Origin of the sequence: Zhihengliuella flava (assembly GCF_015751895.1) — a bacterium.
Classification (GTDB): domain Bacteria; phylum Actinomycetota; class Actinomycetes; order Actinomycetales; family Micrococcaceae; genus Zhihengliuella; species Zhihengliuella flava.
Genome location: NZ_JADOTZ010000001.1, coordinates 1,083,302 through 1,097,032, shown reverse-complemented (window position 1 = coordinate 1,097,032; position 13,731 = coordinate 1,083,302). Strand labels below are relative to the sequence as shown.

At 67.6% G+C, this 13,731-nt stretch carries 13 protein-coding genes and 1 riboswitch; of the genes, 10 read left to right on the top strand and 3 right to left on the bottom strand.

Annotated elements, in window-relative coordinates; genetic code table 11:
• Positions 1-3: 3 nt before the first annotated feature.
• The gene (gene kynA, locus IW252_RS05070) at positions 4-861 is read left to right on the top strand and encodes a tryptophan 2,3-dioxygenase (protein ID WP_196835569.1); all 858 of its coding nucleotides are present in this window, start codon (positions 4-6) and stop codon (positions 859-861) included.
• Between the two features lie 6 nt (positions 862-867).
• Here the strand turns inward: kynA and IW252_RS05065 are convergent, their stop codons facing one another.
• Positions 868-1,803: a M15 family metallopeptidase gene (locus tag IW252_RS05065; RefSeq protein ID WP_196835568.1), complete on the bottom strand. Its 936-nt coding sequence runs from the start codon at positions 1,801-1,803 to the stop codon at positions 868-870.
• Between the two features lie 56 nt (positions 1,804-1,859).
• Between IW252_RS05065 and dcd the strand changes: the two genes are divergently transcribed.
• Positions 1,860-2,441, top strand: a complete 582-nt coding sequence (gene dcd, locus IW252_RS05060) for a dCTP deaminase (protein ID WP_196835567.1) — start codon at positions 1,860-1,862, stop codon at positions 2,439-2,441.
• Here the strand turns inward: dcd and IW252_RS05055 are convergent.
• Positions 2,431-3,753 (bottom strand): MFS transporter, encoded by a 1,323-nt coding sequence (locus IW252_RS05055; RefSeq protein WP_231365912.1) that lies wholly within the window; start codon positions 3,751-3,753, stop codon positions 2,431-2,433. The genes dcd and IW252_RS05055 overlap by 11 nt on opposite strands.
• A gap of 99 nt (positions 3,754-3,852) precedes the next feature.
• Here IW252_RS05055 and IW252_RS05050 point away from each other — a divergent pair, with 99 nt between their 5' ends.
• Genes IW252_RS05050 through mnhG form a run of 6 tightly spaced genes read left to right on the top strand, consistent with a single transcriptional unit; the run spans position 3,853 to position 10,204 of the window.
• Positions 3,853-6,861: a Na+/H+ antiporter subunit A gene (locus IW252_RS05050; protein ID WP_196837114.1), complete on the top strand. Its 3,009-nt coding sequence runs from the start codon at positions 3,853-3,855 to the stop codon at positions 6,859-6,861.
• Positions 6,858-7,325 carry a Na(+)/H(+) antiporter subunit C gene (locus tag IW252_RS05045; RefSeq protein ID WP_196835565.1) on the top strand — a complete coding sequence of 156 codons (468 nt, stop codon included), beginning with the start codon at positions 6,858-6,860 and terminating at the stop codon, positions 7,323-7,325. Before IW252_RS05050 ends, IW252_RS05045 begins: the two co-directional genes overlap by 4 nt.
• Positions 7,322-8,959, top strand: a complete 1,638-nt coding sequence (locus IW252_RS05040) for a Na+/H+ antiporter subunit D (protein ID WP_196835564.1) — start codon at positions 7,322-7,324, stop codon at positions 8,957-8,959. Before IW252_RS05045 ends, IW252_RS05040 begins: the two co-directional genes overlap by 4 nt.
• Entirely contained in the window at positions 8,959-9,570 is a 612-nt protein-coding gene (locus tag IW252_RS05035) for a Na+/H+ antiporter subunit E (protein WP_196835563.1), read from the top strand. The genes IW252_RS05040 and IW252_RS05035 overlap by 1 nt, the downstream gene beginning before the upstream one ends.
• Positions 9,564-9,830 (top strand): monovalent cation/H+ antiporter complex subunit F, encoded by a 267-nt coding sequence (locus IW252_RS05030; RefSeq protein ID WP_196835562.1) that lies wholly within the window; start codon positions 9,564-9,566, stop codon positions 9,828-9,830. Before IW252_RS05035 ends, IW252_RS05030 begins: the two co-directional genes overlap by 7 nt.
• The gene (mnhG, locus tag IW252_RS05025) at positions 9,827-10,204 is read left to right on the top strand and encodes a monovalent cation/H(+) antiporter subunit G (protein WP_196835561.1); all 378 of its coding nucleotides are present in this window, start codon (positions 9,827-9,829) and stop codon (positions 10,202-10,204) included. Before IW252_RS05030 ends, mnhG begins: the two co-directional genes overlap by 4 nt.
• Here mnhG and IW252_RS05020 read toward each other — a convergent pair whose 3' ends face one another.
• Positions 10,205-10,465 carry a DUF4235 domain-containing protein gene (locus tag IW252_RS05020; protein ID WP_231366262.1) on the bottom strand — a complete coding sequence of 87 codons (261 nt, stop codon included), beginning with the start codon at positions 10,463-10,465 and terminating at the stop codon, positions 10,205-10,207.
• A gap of 77 nt (positions 10,466-10,542) precedes the next feature.
• Positions 10,543-10,654, top strand: a riboswitch (TPP riboswitch).
• Between the two features lie 39 nt (positions 10,655-10,693).
• Here IW252_RS05020 and IW252_RS05015 point away from each other — a divergent pair.
• Together IW252_RS05015 and IW252_RS13705 are read left to right on the top strand one after the other, a co-directional pair.
• Positions 10,694-11,290 carry an ECF transporter S component gene (locus tag IW252_RS05015; protein WP_196835559.1) on the top strand — a complete coding sequence of 199 codons (597 nt, stop codon included), beginning with the start codon at positions 10,694-10,696 and terminating at the stop codon, positions 11,288-11,290.
• 1 nt (position 11,291) lies between these two features.
• A complete protein-coding gene (locus IW252_RS13705) occupies positions 11,292-13,730 on the top strand; it encodes an ATP-binding cassette domain-containing protein (protein ID WP_331271447.1) in 2,439 nt (812 codons plus the stop codon).
• Position 13,731: the final 1 nt, after the last annotated feature.

The window sequence follows — 13,731 nt, the reverse complement described above, 5'->3', positions numbered from 1 at the left end:
GCCATGACTGTAGAGAAGAACACCCGCTCGCTGGAATCGGACATCGAGACGGACTTCAAGGACAAGATGAGCTACGGCTCCTACTTGTCGCTGGAGACCCTGCTCGACGCCCAGCACCCCGTGAGCACGCCGGAGCATCACGACGAGATGCTGTTTATCATTCAGCACCAGACCTCGGAGCTGTGGCTGAAGCTGATGCTGCATGAGCTGAAGGCCGTCGTCGAACGCCTGCGTGGGGATGACCTGCGCTTTGCGCTCAAGCACATTGCCCGGGTGAAGCACATCCAGCGGACCCTGACCGAGCAGTGGAGCGTCCTCGCGACGCTCACGCCCACCGAGTACGCGGAATTCCGCGGCTCGCTCGGCGCCTCGAGCGGTTTCCAGTCCTACCAGTACCGTGCTGTGGAGTTTGTGCTGGGCAACAAGAACGCCGGGATGATCAAGGTGTTCGACGCCGATCCGGCCGCCCAAAAGCTGCTCACGGACCTGCTGGAGATGCCCAGCCTGTATGACGAGTTCATCCGGTTGCTGGCTCGCCGCGGGTTCGACGTCCCGGCGGAGCTGGTGGAGCGGGACGTGACGCAAGCGCACACGTTCTCCGAGCCATTGGTGCAGGTGTACAAGGCGGTCTATGAGAACGCGGCCGAGCACTGGGACCTGTACGAGGCGTGTGAGGAGCTGGTGGATCTCGAGGAGAACTTCCAGCTGTGGCGGTTCCGCCACATGAAGACCGTGGAGCGAACCATCGGCTTCAAGCGCGGGACCGGTGGATCCTCCGGCGTAGGCTTCCTTAAGCGTGCCCTGGAGCTGACGTTCTTCCCCGAGCTGTTGGCGGTCCGCACGGAGGTGGGCGCCGAGTAGCGCGGGCTAGGAGGCCGGGCGGCCCATCCGGAGCTCGTCGGGCAACCGGAGCAGCCCGGCCGGGCGGTCCGTGACATCGAGGCGGAGCGGCGCTTGGCCGGGCAGCACCTCCGGCAGCGGCTCGGCCACGAGGTCCGCCGCTGCCTCAAGGTTGGCCGCGTAGTCCTCGTAGGTGGTGGCCTGGGACGCGGCGAAGTCCGCTACGATCTCCGCGCCCACATAGCGCAGATGCCACGGCTCGTAGGCGTACCCGGTGGTCTCCGTGGCGCCCTCCGGATAGCGCAGGATGAAGCCGAAGTCCTCGGCATGTTCGGCCACCCATTGCCCCGCCGGGGTGTCGCCGAAGCAGGCCTGCAGGGTGCAGTACCCGTTCGCGAGGGCCACGTCCACCGCGAGTCCCAGCTGGTGTTCACTGGTGCCGGGCTCGGCGGAGATGCGTGAGGCGTACTCGGCGCCGTAGGAGGCGGCGTAGGACGCGAACAGTTCCGACTGGCGCTCGTAGGAGCGATACCCGCTTTCCACGCGCAGGGGGTGGCCCGCCTCCGCCGCTGCGTCGAGGAGCTGCCGCGTCGCCTCCGCAGCCACGGGTACCAGCTGGTCCCCGGACGCGTTGACGGGCTCCAGTTCCTCGGGCGCGTAATCGAGCGGATCCAAGGGGCGGGCCGGGTTGGCGATGGCCGCCAGTGACGAGGGGTCGGACAGGTCCTCCACATGGGGAGCCTGCCCGGCCTGCAGCGCGGGTTCCGCGTCAACCGGCACGACGGCGGCCGGCGTCGTCGTGCTTGAGCCCTCCGGGGTGGCTTGCGCGGCGGGGAGCGCCGTGGCCACCGCGAGCCCCAGACCGACGGCACCCACCCCCAGTGCGCGCGCCCAGCCGATCCCGGGCCGGTGCGGGGCGCGGGCGGCGGCGGTCAACGCACGCGGAGCACGGTCAGAGGTCATGACTTTCCATGGTAGTTGAGGGCGCTATGTGCGGCTAGATGCGATATTTTGGAGCCGTGCTGCTCTCTGATCGCGATATCCGTTCCGAACTCGACTCGTCCCGCATCGGGCTGGACCCGTACGATCCGGCGATGATCCAGCCGTCCAGTGTGGACGTGCGGCTGGACCGCTTCTTCCGGTTGTTCGACAACCACAAGTACGCGCACATCGACCCGGCCGAGGATCAACCGGAACTGACCCGCCTGGTCGAGGTGGACCCCGACGAGCCGTTCATCCTGCATCCCGGCGAATTCGTGCTGGGTGCGACGTACGAGCAGGTGACCCTGCCGGAGGACGTGGCGGCGCGCCTCGAAGGCAAGTCTTCGCTGGGGCGGCTAGGGCTTCTGACCCACTCCACCGCCGGTTTCATTGACCCCGGCTTTACCGGCCACGTCACGCTGGAACTGTCCAACATGGCCACGCTTCCCATCAAGCTGTGGCCGGGCTCCAAGATCGGGCAGCTGTGCTTCTTCCGCCTGACCTCGCCCGCCGAGCATCCCTACGGCTCCGGGCCCTACGGGAATCGCTATCAGGGCCAGCGCGGTCCCACGGCCTCCCGCAGTTTCCAGAACTTCCACCGCACCGGCATCACCCGGTAGTTCCGCGGCTGACCGGCTTGCGCACCGGTAGCAGCAGCAAGAGGCCGACCAACAGGACCGCCAGAATCCCGAGGATGCCGAACCGCTGGGCGCCGCCGTCGGCCACATACGGGGCCGCGAGGGCGATGGCGAGCGTGAACGCGGTGGGGGCGAGGAAGCTGACGGCGCGCCCCGTCGTGGCGTAGAGCCCGAAGATCTCGCCTTCCCGACCGTCCTCGGCTAGCCGCGCAATGTAGGCGCGCGAAGAGGATTGGGCGGGGCCCACGAACAGGCACAGGCTGAGCCCGAAGATCCAGAACCCGGTGGTGGGGGAGGCCATGACCACGGGGGCCAGGAAGAGCCCGAGGCCGGCGATCAGCAAGCCGATCAGCGCGGCAACAATCACCGCTTTCGGCCCGACGCGGTCATCGAGGAACCCACCGATCAGCGAGCCGAGGGCCGCGACCACGTTGCCGGCGATTGCGAAGATGATGACCTCGGAGGTGGAAAAGCCAAACGTCCCCGCGGCCACGACGCCGCCGAACGTGAACACTGCGGCCAAACCGTCACGGAACACGGCCGAGGCGGCCAAGAAAAAGAGGGTGTGCCGGGCGGTCCGCCAGAGGGTGGCGATGTGGCGGCCCAGCTGGACATAGCTCTGCAGAACGCTGACTTTGGGCCCCGGCTCCCGGGATTTCTCCGGAACCGCGAACAACACGGGCAGCGCGAAGAAGAAGAACCACGCCGCGGAGAAGACCGCGACGAGCCGCAGGTTCAGGGCGTTGTCTTCGGCCGCACCGGGCCAATCGACGACGGGCTGAACGAACCCGAACAGGACGATGGCGAGCGCGACGATGCCGCCCAAGTAGCCCATGGACCAGCCGAACCCGGACACCCGACCAATGGTCGCCGGCGTCGAAATTTGCGGGAGCATGGCGTAGTAGTTCACGGTGGCGAACTCGGCGAAAACGCTCGAGAGCGCGATCAGCACGATCCCGAACATCAGGAACGACGGGTCGGGAAACACGAAGAAGCACGCGGCTGTGGTCAACGCGACCAGCACGGAATTCACACCCAGCCAGAACCGACGCCGCCCGCCCGCGTCGGATCGCCGCCCCGTCACCGGGGCCAAGAGCGCGATCGCCAGCCCCGCAATGGCCAACCCCGCGCCGAGGGCCGCGGAATTCTCATCCGTGTCTCCAAAGGCGGAACTGGTGAGGTACACCGTGAAGACGAAGGTGGTCATCACGGCATTGATCGCCGCGGACCCCCAGTCCCATGCGGCCCACGCCATGACCTGCCGGGTGAAGATGCGCGGCTGTGTGATGTTCATAACGGAAAGCCTATCCGCACGCGGTGTCATGTCGGATGACAGGAAGCGATCAGAAATTGCCGATAGGGTTACATGACGGGTGAAAGGGGGTCTGACGTGCTGATCGTGACGCTGTCACTCTTTGGCGCCGCAACGCTGGCCCCCTTGCTGTTCCGCCGGATCGGCCGCAGCTCGTTCTACGTCCTCGCGTTCTTCCCCGCCGCAGGGCTGGTGTGGCTGCTCGCGCAGCTGCCCGCCATCCTCGCCGCGGATCAGCTGGCACCGACGGAAAGCGAGGCCTCGCCGCCGGGCTTCTCCGTGCCCTGGCTGCCCGCGCTCGGCGTGCATTTTGCGTTCCGCCTCGACGCGCTGGCCGCGCTCCTCGGCGTCCTCGTGCTGGGCGTCGGCGCCTTGGTCCTGTTTTATTGCGCTCGGTACTTCAAAAATGACGATCCGAATATTGGTCCCTTCGGTGCCCAGCTGACGGCCTTCGCCGCCTCCATGTTCGGCCTCGTCACGGCCGACGACATGATCGTGCTGTTCATCTTCTGGGAACTGACCACGATCCTCTCCTACCTGCTGATCGGCTACGCCCGGACGCGCATCTATGCGCGGCGCTCGGCGCTGCAGGCCCTGATCGTCACGACATTCGGCGGGCTCACCATGTTGCTGGGCCTCGTCTTCCTGGGGCAACTGGCCGGAACCTACCGGCTCTCCTCCGTGCTGGCCGCAGCCCAGTCGGGCGCTCCGGAGCTGACCGGCACCGCCGCTGACATCGCCGTCGTCCTGATCCTCGTCGGCGCCGTGTCCAAGTCCGCGCTGGTTCCCTTCCATTTCTGGCTCCCCGGCGCCATGGCGGCGCCCACCCCGGTCTCCGCGTATTTGCACGCGGCCGCCATGGTGAAGGCGGGCGTGTACCTGATTGCCCGGTTCGCCCCGGGATTCAGTACGACGACGTGGTGGCACCCCACGCTCCTGACCTTGGGCGTGATCACGCTGTTGGTGGGCGGCTGGCGGGCCCTGCGCCAGCGGGACATCAAGCTCATCTTGGCCTACGGCACGGTCTCGCAGCTCGGCTTCCTGATCCTTATCGCCTCGATCGGCACCCGGGATGCTGCGTTGGCGGCGTGCGCCCTGATGGTGGCGCACGCACTCTTCAAGGCCACGCTTTTCCTCGTCGTCGGCATCATCGATCACCAGGCCGGCACCCGTGACATTCGCAAGCTCTCCGGCCTGGGACGCAGCGCGCCGAAGTTGTTCTGGGTAGCGCTCCTTGGCGCCGCCTCGATGGCCGGACTGCCGCCGCTGTTCGGCTTTGTGGCTAAGGAATCGGTCTTTGAAGCGCTGTTGGCCCACACCGGGCTCCCGGAGGAGGGGCTGTTCGGCGTCAGTGTGGCCGCGTGGCTCATCGGCGGTGTGGTGCTCGGCTCGATCGCCACGTTCGCCTATAGCGCCCGGTTCATGTGGGGTGCCTTTGCCTCCAAGCCGGGGCTTTCCCCGACGCCGTTTCGGCCCGTGCCGTGGACGTTCTTGGCGGCCCCGGCCGTCCTGACGCTCGGGACCGTTGTGCTCGCATGGGTGCCCGGCGTCCTCGAGACGCTGGTGGAGCCCTACGCGCAGCTCTTCGGCGAGCCCGCCGAGCCAATCCACCTCGCGCTGTGGCACGGGCTGACCCCGGCGCTGGGCCTGTCCGCCGTCATCGTGGCGGTCGGCGTGCTGATGTTCGTCTTCCGCTCGGCGGTGGCGCGGGCGCAAGACAAGCTGTACCCGGTGATCGACGCTGAGCGGTTCTACCGGTACGCCGTGGGCGGGCTGGACAACACGGCCGTGTGGGTCACGGGTAAGACGCAGCGCGGCTCGCTGCAGTACTACCTCATGGTCATTTTGATCGTGGGAGCCGCGACCCCGTCCGTCGCGGCGATCTTCTTGGAGCAGCCGGTCCCGCTGTCAGCTTTGGCCTTCGAATCGCCAGCGCAGTTGGCCATCGGCCTGTGCATGATTGCCGGCGCCCTCCTGGCCGTGCGGGCCAACAAGCGGTTCCTCGCGGTGCTCATGGTGGCCGTGACGGGCTACGGCATGGCCATCATCTTCGCGCTGCACGGGGCCCCTGACTTGGCGCTCACGCAGTTGCTTGTCGAGACCATCGTGCTCGTGGCCATGGTCTTGGCGCTGCGGAGCTTGCCGGCCCGCCTCTGGACAGCTAATCCATCTGGCAACAAGGTGCTGCGCGCGTGCATCGGTATCGGGTTTGCCGCAGCCATGGTCGCCATCGCCATCGCCGCGCAGGCGGGCCGCGTCGCGGAGCCGATTTCCCTGAGCTTGCCCCAGCTCGCCTATGAGGTCGGCAACGGACACAACATCGTCAATGTCATCCTCGTGGACATTCGTGCGTGGGACACCTTCGGTGAGCTCACCGTGCTCGTCGCCGCGGCGACGGGCGTCGCGAGCCTGATCTACGTGCGTGGCCGCGGCGACGGCGGACGGTCCGCCGCCGACGTCGAGCCCGGTTCGGTGGACCGCTTCTCCGAGCCGATCCACGCCCCCTCACGCAAGACGGCCACGCTGGCGATTGCCCGGTACTTTGCCGAGTCGGCCAAGGAAGCGTGGCTGGTCGCAGGCCGGACCTTGGCGCCGGAACGCCGGTCCATCATCTTCGAGGTGGTCACGCGGCTGCTGTTCCACTCGCTGTTGCTGATGAGTGTCTACCTCTTGCTGACGGGGCACAACCTCCCCGGCGGCGGCTTCGCTGGCGGCCTGCTGGCTGGCCTGGCGTTCGTGATTCGCTACCTCGCCGGCGGACGCTACGAGTTGGCTGAGGCGACTCCCATGAGCCCGGGAACCCTGCTGGGCTCCGGCCTCGCGGTCGCCGCGGCCAGCGTGGTGGTGCCAGTGGCCTTTGGTGGGGAACTGTTCCAATCGGTGGCGCTGGAATTCACCCTGCCTATCTTTGGCGAACACAAGTTCGTCACCTCCACGGTGTTCGACGTGGGCGTGTACCTCATCGTGATTGGCCTGGCCCTCGACGTGATCCGCAGCTTGGGGTCGGAGATTGACGAACGGGCCGAGGAGCGCAATATCACCGAGGCGCATGACCACGTCGCCGGATCCGAGGAAGGGGTGGCCTCATGAGTATCAACGTGCTGCTGCTGCTCGTCATGGCCGTGCTCTTCGCCACCGGTATTTACCTCCTGCTGGAGCGCAGCCTGACGCGCGTGCTCTTGGGCATTCTGTTGATCAGCAATGCTGTGAACCTGCTGATCCTCATTGCGAGCGGGCCCGCGGGGCTCGCCCCGCTCTATGACAAGAGTATTCCGGCTGAGGAATATGCCGATCCACTCCCGCAGGCTTTAGTGCTCACGGCCATCGTCATTACGTTCGCCGTCACGGCGTTCATGCTGGCGCTCATTTACCGCTCGTGGGTCATTGCCAAGCGTGATGAAGTCCTCGACGACCCGGAGGACCGCCGCGTCGCCGAGCAGGACTCCTACGACGTGGAAGAGGACTCGGAGATCGCCGCGGATTCGTCAGAATTTGAACCCGCTGATTCGGCCCCCACCGGGCCGGACGTGGACCGGAAGGGGGCCAAGCCATGATGTCATCGCTGCTGGCTTTCTTCGCTTCGGTTGCTCCGACAGCGGTGGCGCTACCCATCTTTGGTGCCGCGATCGCGTTTGTGCTGCGGCAAAGTCCGCGCGCCCAGCGGATCGTCACCATCAGCACGTTGAGCCTGACGCTGATGTTCGAGGTCGGCCTGCTAGGTTCGGCCCTCACGCACGGCGCCCAAGCCGTGCAACTGGGGGCGTGGCCGGCGCCCTTTGGCATTTCCCTCGTGGTGGACGAGTTTTCCGCGCTCATGCTGGTGGTGTCCTCCGCCGTTTCCCTGGCCGTTCTGGTCTACGCCACCGCGCAGGGCACCGCGGATGGGGACGAGGACGGTCCGATCTCGATCTTCCACCCCACCTATCTGGTGTTGGTCGCGGGCATCTCCAACGCGTTTCTCGCCGGGGACCTCTTCAACCTGTTCGTCAGCTTTGAGATCCTGCTGACCGCGTCCTACGTGTTGCTCACGCTAGGCAGCACGGCCCCACGGATCCGCGCCGGTATCACCTACGTGGTGGTCTCCGTCGTCTCCTCGTTGTTGTTCCTCATCGCCATTGGCATGATCTACGCCGCCACGGGAACCGTGAACATGGCGGACCTTGCCCTGAAGCTCGGTGAGCTGGCGCCCGGATTGCAGATGGTCCTGCACCTCATGCTCCTCGTCGCCTTCGGCATCAAGGCCGCCGTCTTCCCCCTGTCCTTCTGGTTGCCGGACTCCTATCCCACCGCCCCGGCGCCCGTGACCGCCGTGTTCGCGGGGCTGCTCACCAAGGTGGGCGTCTACGCCATGGTGCGCACCGAGACGCTGCTGTTCCCCGGCGACCGCATCAATACTGTGCTCATGGTGGTCGCCCTGCTCACCATGATCGTTGGGATTCTTGGCGCGCTCGCCCAGCAAGACATCAAGCGTCTACTCTCCTTCACCCTGACCAGCCATATCGGGTACATGGTGTTCGGCCTCGCCGTCGGCAACGTCGTCGCGCTCGGGGCGACGGTGTACTACGTCATCCACCACATCGTGGTTCAGACCTCCTTGTTCTTGGTGACCGGTCTGATCGAGCGCCGTGCGGGCAGTTCGAACGTGGACCGGCTCGGATCGCTCGCCAAGCTGTCTCCGCTGCTCGCGGTCCTCTATTTCGTCCCCGCCATGAACTTGGCCGGCATCCCGCCGTTTTCCGGGTTCCTCGGGAAGCTGGGGCTCATCCAAGGGGGCGTGGACTTGGGGACGCCGCTGGCCTGGGTGCTGCTGGCCGGGGCCATGGTGACGTCGTTGCTGACGCTGTTGGCCGTGGCTCGCGTCTGGAACCGCGCGTTCTGGCGGCGGGCGCAGGACGCGGAGGACCCGCATCCGCACCTGCTCGATTCGCTCGCCGAGAAAGATGCGACGACGGCGGTGGCCACCCGGCGTCGGACCCTGCCGGCCATGATGGTCGGCGCGACGACGGCGCTGGTGCTCCTCGGGGTGGCCCTCACCGTTGCCGCTGGCCCCCTCTTCGCCATCGCCGATCAGGCGGCGCTCAATATGTATGAGCGCGTGCCGTACATTGAGGCCGTCTTGGGCCCAGAGGCGTTCGACGGGTACCAGCCCAACCCGGGCGCCCCGGCCTTCGTGGGAGAGGATCAGTGATGCCGCCCCTGCCCGCGAATCCCGCACAGCGGGGCCGCCGCTGGCGGCACCTGCGCGCGCTGGCGCGCCGCCGCCGTCGCCGCTTCCTGGTGGAACTGCCCCTACTGATCGGCATGACGGCCCTGTGGGGCGCGCTGTGGATCGATTTCAGCGCCGGGAACCTCATCTTTGGATTCTTGATCTCCCTGGTCATCGTGTCCGCGTTCCGGTTGCCGCCGGTGCACCTCTCCGGCCGCTTCAACCTCTGGCACGCGCTGGTGTTTGTGGTGCGCTTCCTCGGCGAGGTGGTGGTGGCCAGCTTTGTGGTCCTCTACCTTTCGGTGGTGCGCGGACCGCGCGTGCGCTCGGCCATTGTGGGCGTTCCGCTGCGCAGCCACGACGACCTCGTGGTGACGCTGACCGGCCACACCCTGAGCCTCATCCCCGGCTCGGTGGTGGTGGAAGTGGACCGCCGGTCCGCCACGTTGTACATGCACGTGCTCAACGTGGAAACGAAGCAGGACGCGGAGGCCTTCCGTGAATCGGCGCGTGCCACCGAGGCGCGCCTGCTGCGCGTCATGGGCACTCGCGACGAGGTCGAGGCGCTGGCGAGGGAGGAGAGCTCATGCTAGAAGTCGCCGCGTGGATTGCCGGCATCCTGCTGGGTCTGGCCACGGTGCTGGTCATCATCCGCATCATGCGCGGGCCCTCCATTTTGGAACGGGCGATCGCCATGGACGTGCTGCTGGCCATCATCATCGCGGCCCTGTGCATCGACATGGCGGTGGGTCAGCACACCAACCACTTGGCGTTTGTGGTCGTGGCCTGCGTGCTGGGATTCATCGGGTCCGTGACCATTTCGCGGTACGTCACGGATCGGAGGAACTCATGAGCGCTGAACCCCTGACGTGGGACCTGATTCGCGACGCGGTGACCGCGGTCTGCCTAGTGGTGGGCGCGCTCATGTCCTTTGCTGCTGCCCTCGGCATGCTCCGGTTCCCCGACCTGCTCTCCCGCATGCATGCGGCCACGAAGCCGCAGGTGCTGGGCCTCTTGCTGCTCCTCATCGCGGTGGGGCTCCAGATCGGCAGTTGGGCCGTGGTGCCCCTGCTGGTCTTCGCCTGGCTGCTGCAGCTCGTGACGGCGCCCGTCAGTGCACACATGGTCTCGCGAGCCGGCTATCGCACCCGTCACCTGCGGCGGGACACGCTGCAGCGGGACGATCTAGACGCCGTCGTGCGGGCCCACACCGAGAAGTCCGACTGACTAGATCTCGTCCGCGGTGCGCTTGAAGTAGTTGATGGCGCCGGTGGTGCCACGCTCGGTGAGGACCTGAATCACCGAGGCGACCACGGAGGAAGCCACGGCGAATCCGAGGGCCTGACGCAGGCTGGCCTCATTCTGGGCTTCCTTGTCCCCGGGCTTCGGCGGCTTTTGGCCCGTGACCTTCAGCCAGACGGCGTCCAAAATCTTGGCCCCGGCAAAGCCGGCCCCGAACGATACCGCGGTCCCGAGCAGCTTCAGCATCAGATTCACGTCAATCTCTCTTCCCTATGGAGCGCGATTACCTGCCCAGCATAACGCGGCGTTACACTACCAACACATCACAACGACAGGGGAGCGTCGGCCACGGCTGGACGCTGAGAGTGCGCAGCAGCGCAGACCCTCGAACCTGCTCCGGTTAGCACCGGCGAAGGGAGTCGAGTTCTCTTGGGGCGCACGCGCCCTCCCCTCCTTGCATTCGAGGAGGACTTCATGGCTAAAACCACCACGTGGCGGGTCGCGGACATCGTGATTGCCGCCGTCATCGCCGTCGCGTCCGGCGTCATCTTTTGGGCCTGGAACATGACCTACGCCGGGCTGGAATTTCTCTGGGCCGCCTTCCCGCCCGCGTCCGGTCTGGTGGTCGGCATGTGGCTGTTCCCGGGTGTCTTGGGCGCCTTGATCATCCGCAAACCCGGCGCGGCGCTCTTCTGCGAGGTGATCGCGGCCGTCATCTCCGCGTTTCTTGGCTCCCAGTGGGGCGTGACCGTGCTGCTTTCCGGGCTCATTCAGGGCCTTGGCGCCGAGCTGGTGTTTGCCTCATTCCGGTATCGGCGCTTCGGCCTCTGGGTCGCCACGCTCGCCGGCGGCGCTGCAGGCCTGTTCGGCACGTTCAATGACGCCTTCATCATGGCGTGGTTCCCCGAGTACACGCTAGCCATGAAGCTGATCTACATGGGCTGCGGCGTGGTGTCCGGCCTGCTCATTGCGGGTGCGCTGAGCTGGGTGCTCACGCGGGCGATCGCGAAGACCGGCGCCCTGTCCTCGCTGGCCTCCCGCAAGGCCGGTAGCGAACCGGTCAACGCCTGAGATGACCGTCGAGTCACCCGCCATGACCGCCGGCGCGCGGATCGTCGCTGACGCGTGGCGGTTTCAGCACGCGGACCGCTCCGCGCCGGCGGTCTCTGGGCTTGACTTAAGCCTCCGCCCTGGCGAACGCGTCCTGCTGGTGGGCCCCTCCGGCGCGGGAAAGTCCACCCTGCTGCACGCGCTGGCGGGCGTGCTGCACGACGACGATTCTTCCTCGGCGGGCCGCCTCACCATCGACGGCGTGTCGGCGGGCACCGTGCCCGGCGTCGTGGGACTCATGCAGCAGGACCCCGAAACGCAAGTGGTGCAGGCCACGGTGGGAGATGACGTGGCGTTTGGGTGTGAGAACCTCTCCGTCCCGCGGGAGGAGATCGGCCCGCGCGTCGACGCGGCGCTGGAGGCGGTGGGGCTTGACGTGCCGCTGACGGGGTCAACCTCGGCCCTGTCCGGCGGGCAGAAGCAGCGCCTGGCGCTGGCCGGGCTGCTGGCCATGCGCCCCCGCGTGTTGTTGCTGGACGAGCCGACGGCCAATCTGGATCCGGCCGGCGTGACGGAGGTGCGGGACGCCGTCGTCTCCGCGCTCGATGCAACGGGAGCGACGGCCGTGATCGTCGAGCACCGGCTCGCCGCGTGGGCGCCGCACGTGGACCGCGTGCTGGTGCTGGAACCCGGCGGAGGGATCATTGCCGACGGGACGCCAGCCGCGCTGTTTGCCCCCGGCCCCCTCCGGGAGCGCCTCACCGCCGCCGGCGTGTGGGTCCCGGGCCACGTTCCCCAGCTGCCCGCGGCAGCCGCGGCACGCCCCACCTCCCCGGGCACGACGGCGCCGCGCCTGCAGGCGAGCCACCTGGCCGTGGGCCGGGGCAAGCCGGGCAAAAGCCAACCCACGCTGGACGCGGTGAGCCTGGAACTCGACCCGGGAGAGGCCCTGTGCATCACGGGCGCGAACGGAGCGGGCAAGTCCACTCTGGCGCTGACGCTGGGCGGGCTGCTGCCGGAACACGGCGGAGAGATCACCTACCGAAACGCCACCACGACGGGCGACATCCCGGAGCGCGGCGCCTCGGACCGCCCAGCAGGCCGCGAGTTCTCCCGCCCGTATTTATGGCGCGCCGGGGAGCTGGTGGGCCGGATCGGTTCGGTCTTCCAAGAGCCGGAGCACCAGTTCGTCACGCAGTCCGTGCGCGCCGAGCTCGACTACGGGCAGCGCCACGCCCGGGACGACGCGGGGCAGCCGGCGTTTTCCGAGGAGGAGATCGAGGCGCGCACCGACGAGCTGTTGGCGCGGCTGCGGCTGAGCGATCTGGCCGAGGCCAACCCCTTCACGCTCTCCGGGGGAGAGAAGCGGCGGCTCTCGGTGGCCGCGGTGCTCGCGGCCCGGCCGAGCGTGCTGATTCTGGACGAGCCGACGTTCGGGCAGGACGCCAACACGTGGGCCGAGCTCGCCGCCCTGCTGCGGGACGAATTGCACGCGGGCGCCAGCGTCCTAGCGGTCACGCACGACGAGCATTTCGCCGCGGCCATCGGTGCCGCGCAGGCGGACGTGGCCGGGCTCGCCGGTGGTAACGCCGCTGACCATCACGACTCTGGCAAGACGACGACAGGCGCCGCGGTGACGCCGTCGTCCCCCTCGGGCGGTCGGCTCACGCTGGAGCCGAGCGAGCGCTCCGCCGCCAGTTTCATGGGCCGGGCCAACCCGTTGGCCAAGCTGGCCGCGCTGATCTGCGTGACGGTGCCGCTGGTGGTCTCGATGGACTTCGTGAGCTCGGCGGTGGTGGTTGCGGCGACGCTGTCCGTGCTGCCCTTGTCCGGCCTGCGGATCAGCGACTTCCTGCTGCGGGCGTGGCCGCTGCTCGTGGCCGCCCTGTTTGCCGCGTGGGGGACCACGCTGGTGGGGGAGACCTCGGGATCGATGCTGGTGGACTGGGGCCCCCTCACCATCTCCACGGGCTCGCTGGAGGCGGGGTTGGCGACGGGCACGCGTATCTTCGCCGTCGCACTGCCAGCGGTGGTGATGATCTCCAGCACCAACCCCACGGACTTGGCCAACGCGCTGGCCCAGCGTGCGCACCTACCGCACCGGTTTGTGCTCGGGGCGCTCGCCGGCATGCGGCTGGTCGGGCTACTGGCGGAGGAGTGGCACGTGCTGTCCATGGCGCGGCGGGCCCGCGGGGTCGGGTCCCACGGCAGCTTGCGGCAGCGAGTCCTAGCGAACGCCGGGCAGGCGTTCTCGTTGATCGTGCAGGCGATCCGCCGGGCCTCGCGGTTGGCCATGAGTATGGAGGCGAAGGGCTTCGGCGGGCCGGAGCGCTCGTGGTGGCGGGCCTCGGTGTTCAGGCGGCGCGACGCCGTCATCCTGGCGGGTGGCCTGCTGGTGGGGGCGGTGGCCGTCGCCGCGGCGTTGGCCGCGGGAACCTGGAACGTCGTCTGGAGTAGTTGAG

Coding starts and splice junctions, on each gene's coding strand:
- IW252_RS05020 (WP_231366262.1), bottom strand. CDS start 10,465: ATGCTGAAGCTGCTCGGGACCGCGGTATCGTTCGGGGCCGGCTTTGCC.
- IW252_RS13705 (WP_331271447.1), top strand. CDS start 11,292: ATGACCGTCGAGTCACCCGCCATGACCGCCGGCGCGCGGATCGTCGCT.
- IW252_RS05045 (WP_196835565.1), top strand. CDS start 6,858: ATGAGTATCAACGTGCTGCTGCTGCTCGTCATGGCCGTGCTCTTCGCC.
- IW252_RS05015 (WP_196835559.1), top strand. CDS start 10,694: ATGGCTAAAACCACCACGTGGCGGGTCGCGGACATCGTGATTGCCGCC.
- IW252_RS05040 (WP_196835564.1), top strand. CDS start 7,322: ATGATGTCATCGCTGCTGGCTTTCTTCGCTTCGGTTGCTCCGACAGCG.
- IW252_RS05035 (WP_196835563.1), top strand. CDS start 8,959: ATGCCGCCCCTGCCCGCGAATCCCGCACAGCGGGGCCGCCGCTGGCGG.
- IW252_RS05030 (WP_196835562.1), top strand. CDS start 9,564: ATGCTAGAAGTCGCCGCGTGGATTGCCGGCATCCTGCTGGGTCTGGCC.
- IW252_RS05055 (WP_231365912.1), bottom strand. CDS start 3,753: ATGAACATCACACAGCCGCGCATCTTCACCCGGCAGGTCATGGCGTGG.
- mnhG (WP_196835561.1), top strand. CDS start 9,827: ATGAGCGCTGAACCCCTGACGTGGGACCTGATTCGCGACGCGGTGACC.
- IW252_RS05065 (WP_196835568.1), bottom strand. CDS start 1,803: ATGACCTCTGACCGTGCTCCGCGTGCGTTGACCGCCGCCGCCCGCGCC.
- kynA (WP_196835569.1), top strand. CDS start 4: ATGACTGTAGAGAAGAACACCCGCTCGCTGGAATCGGACATCGAGACG.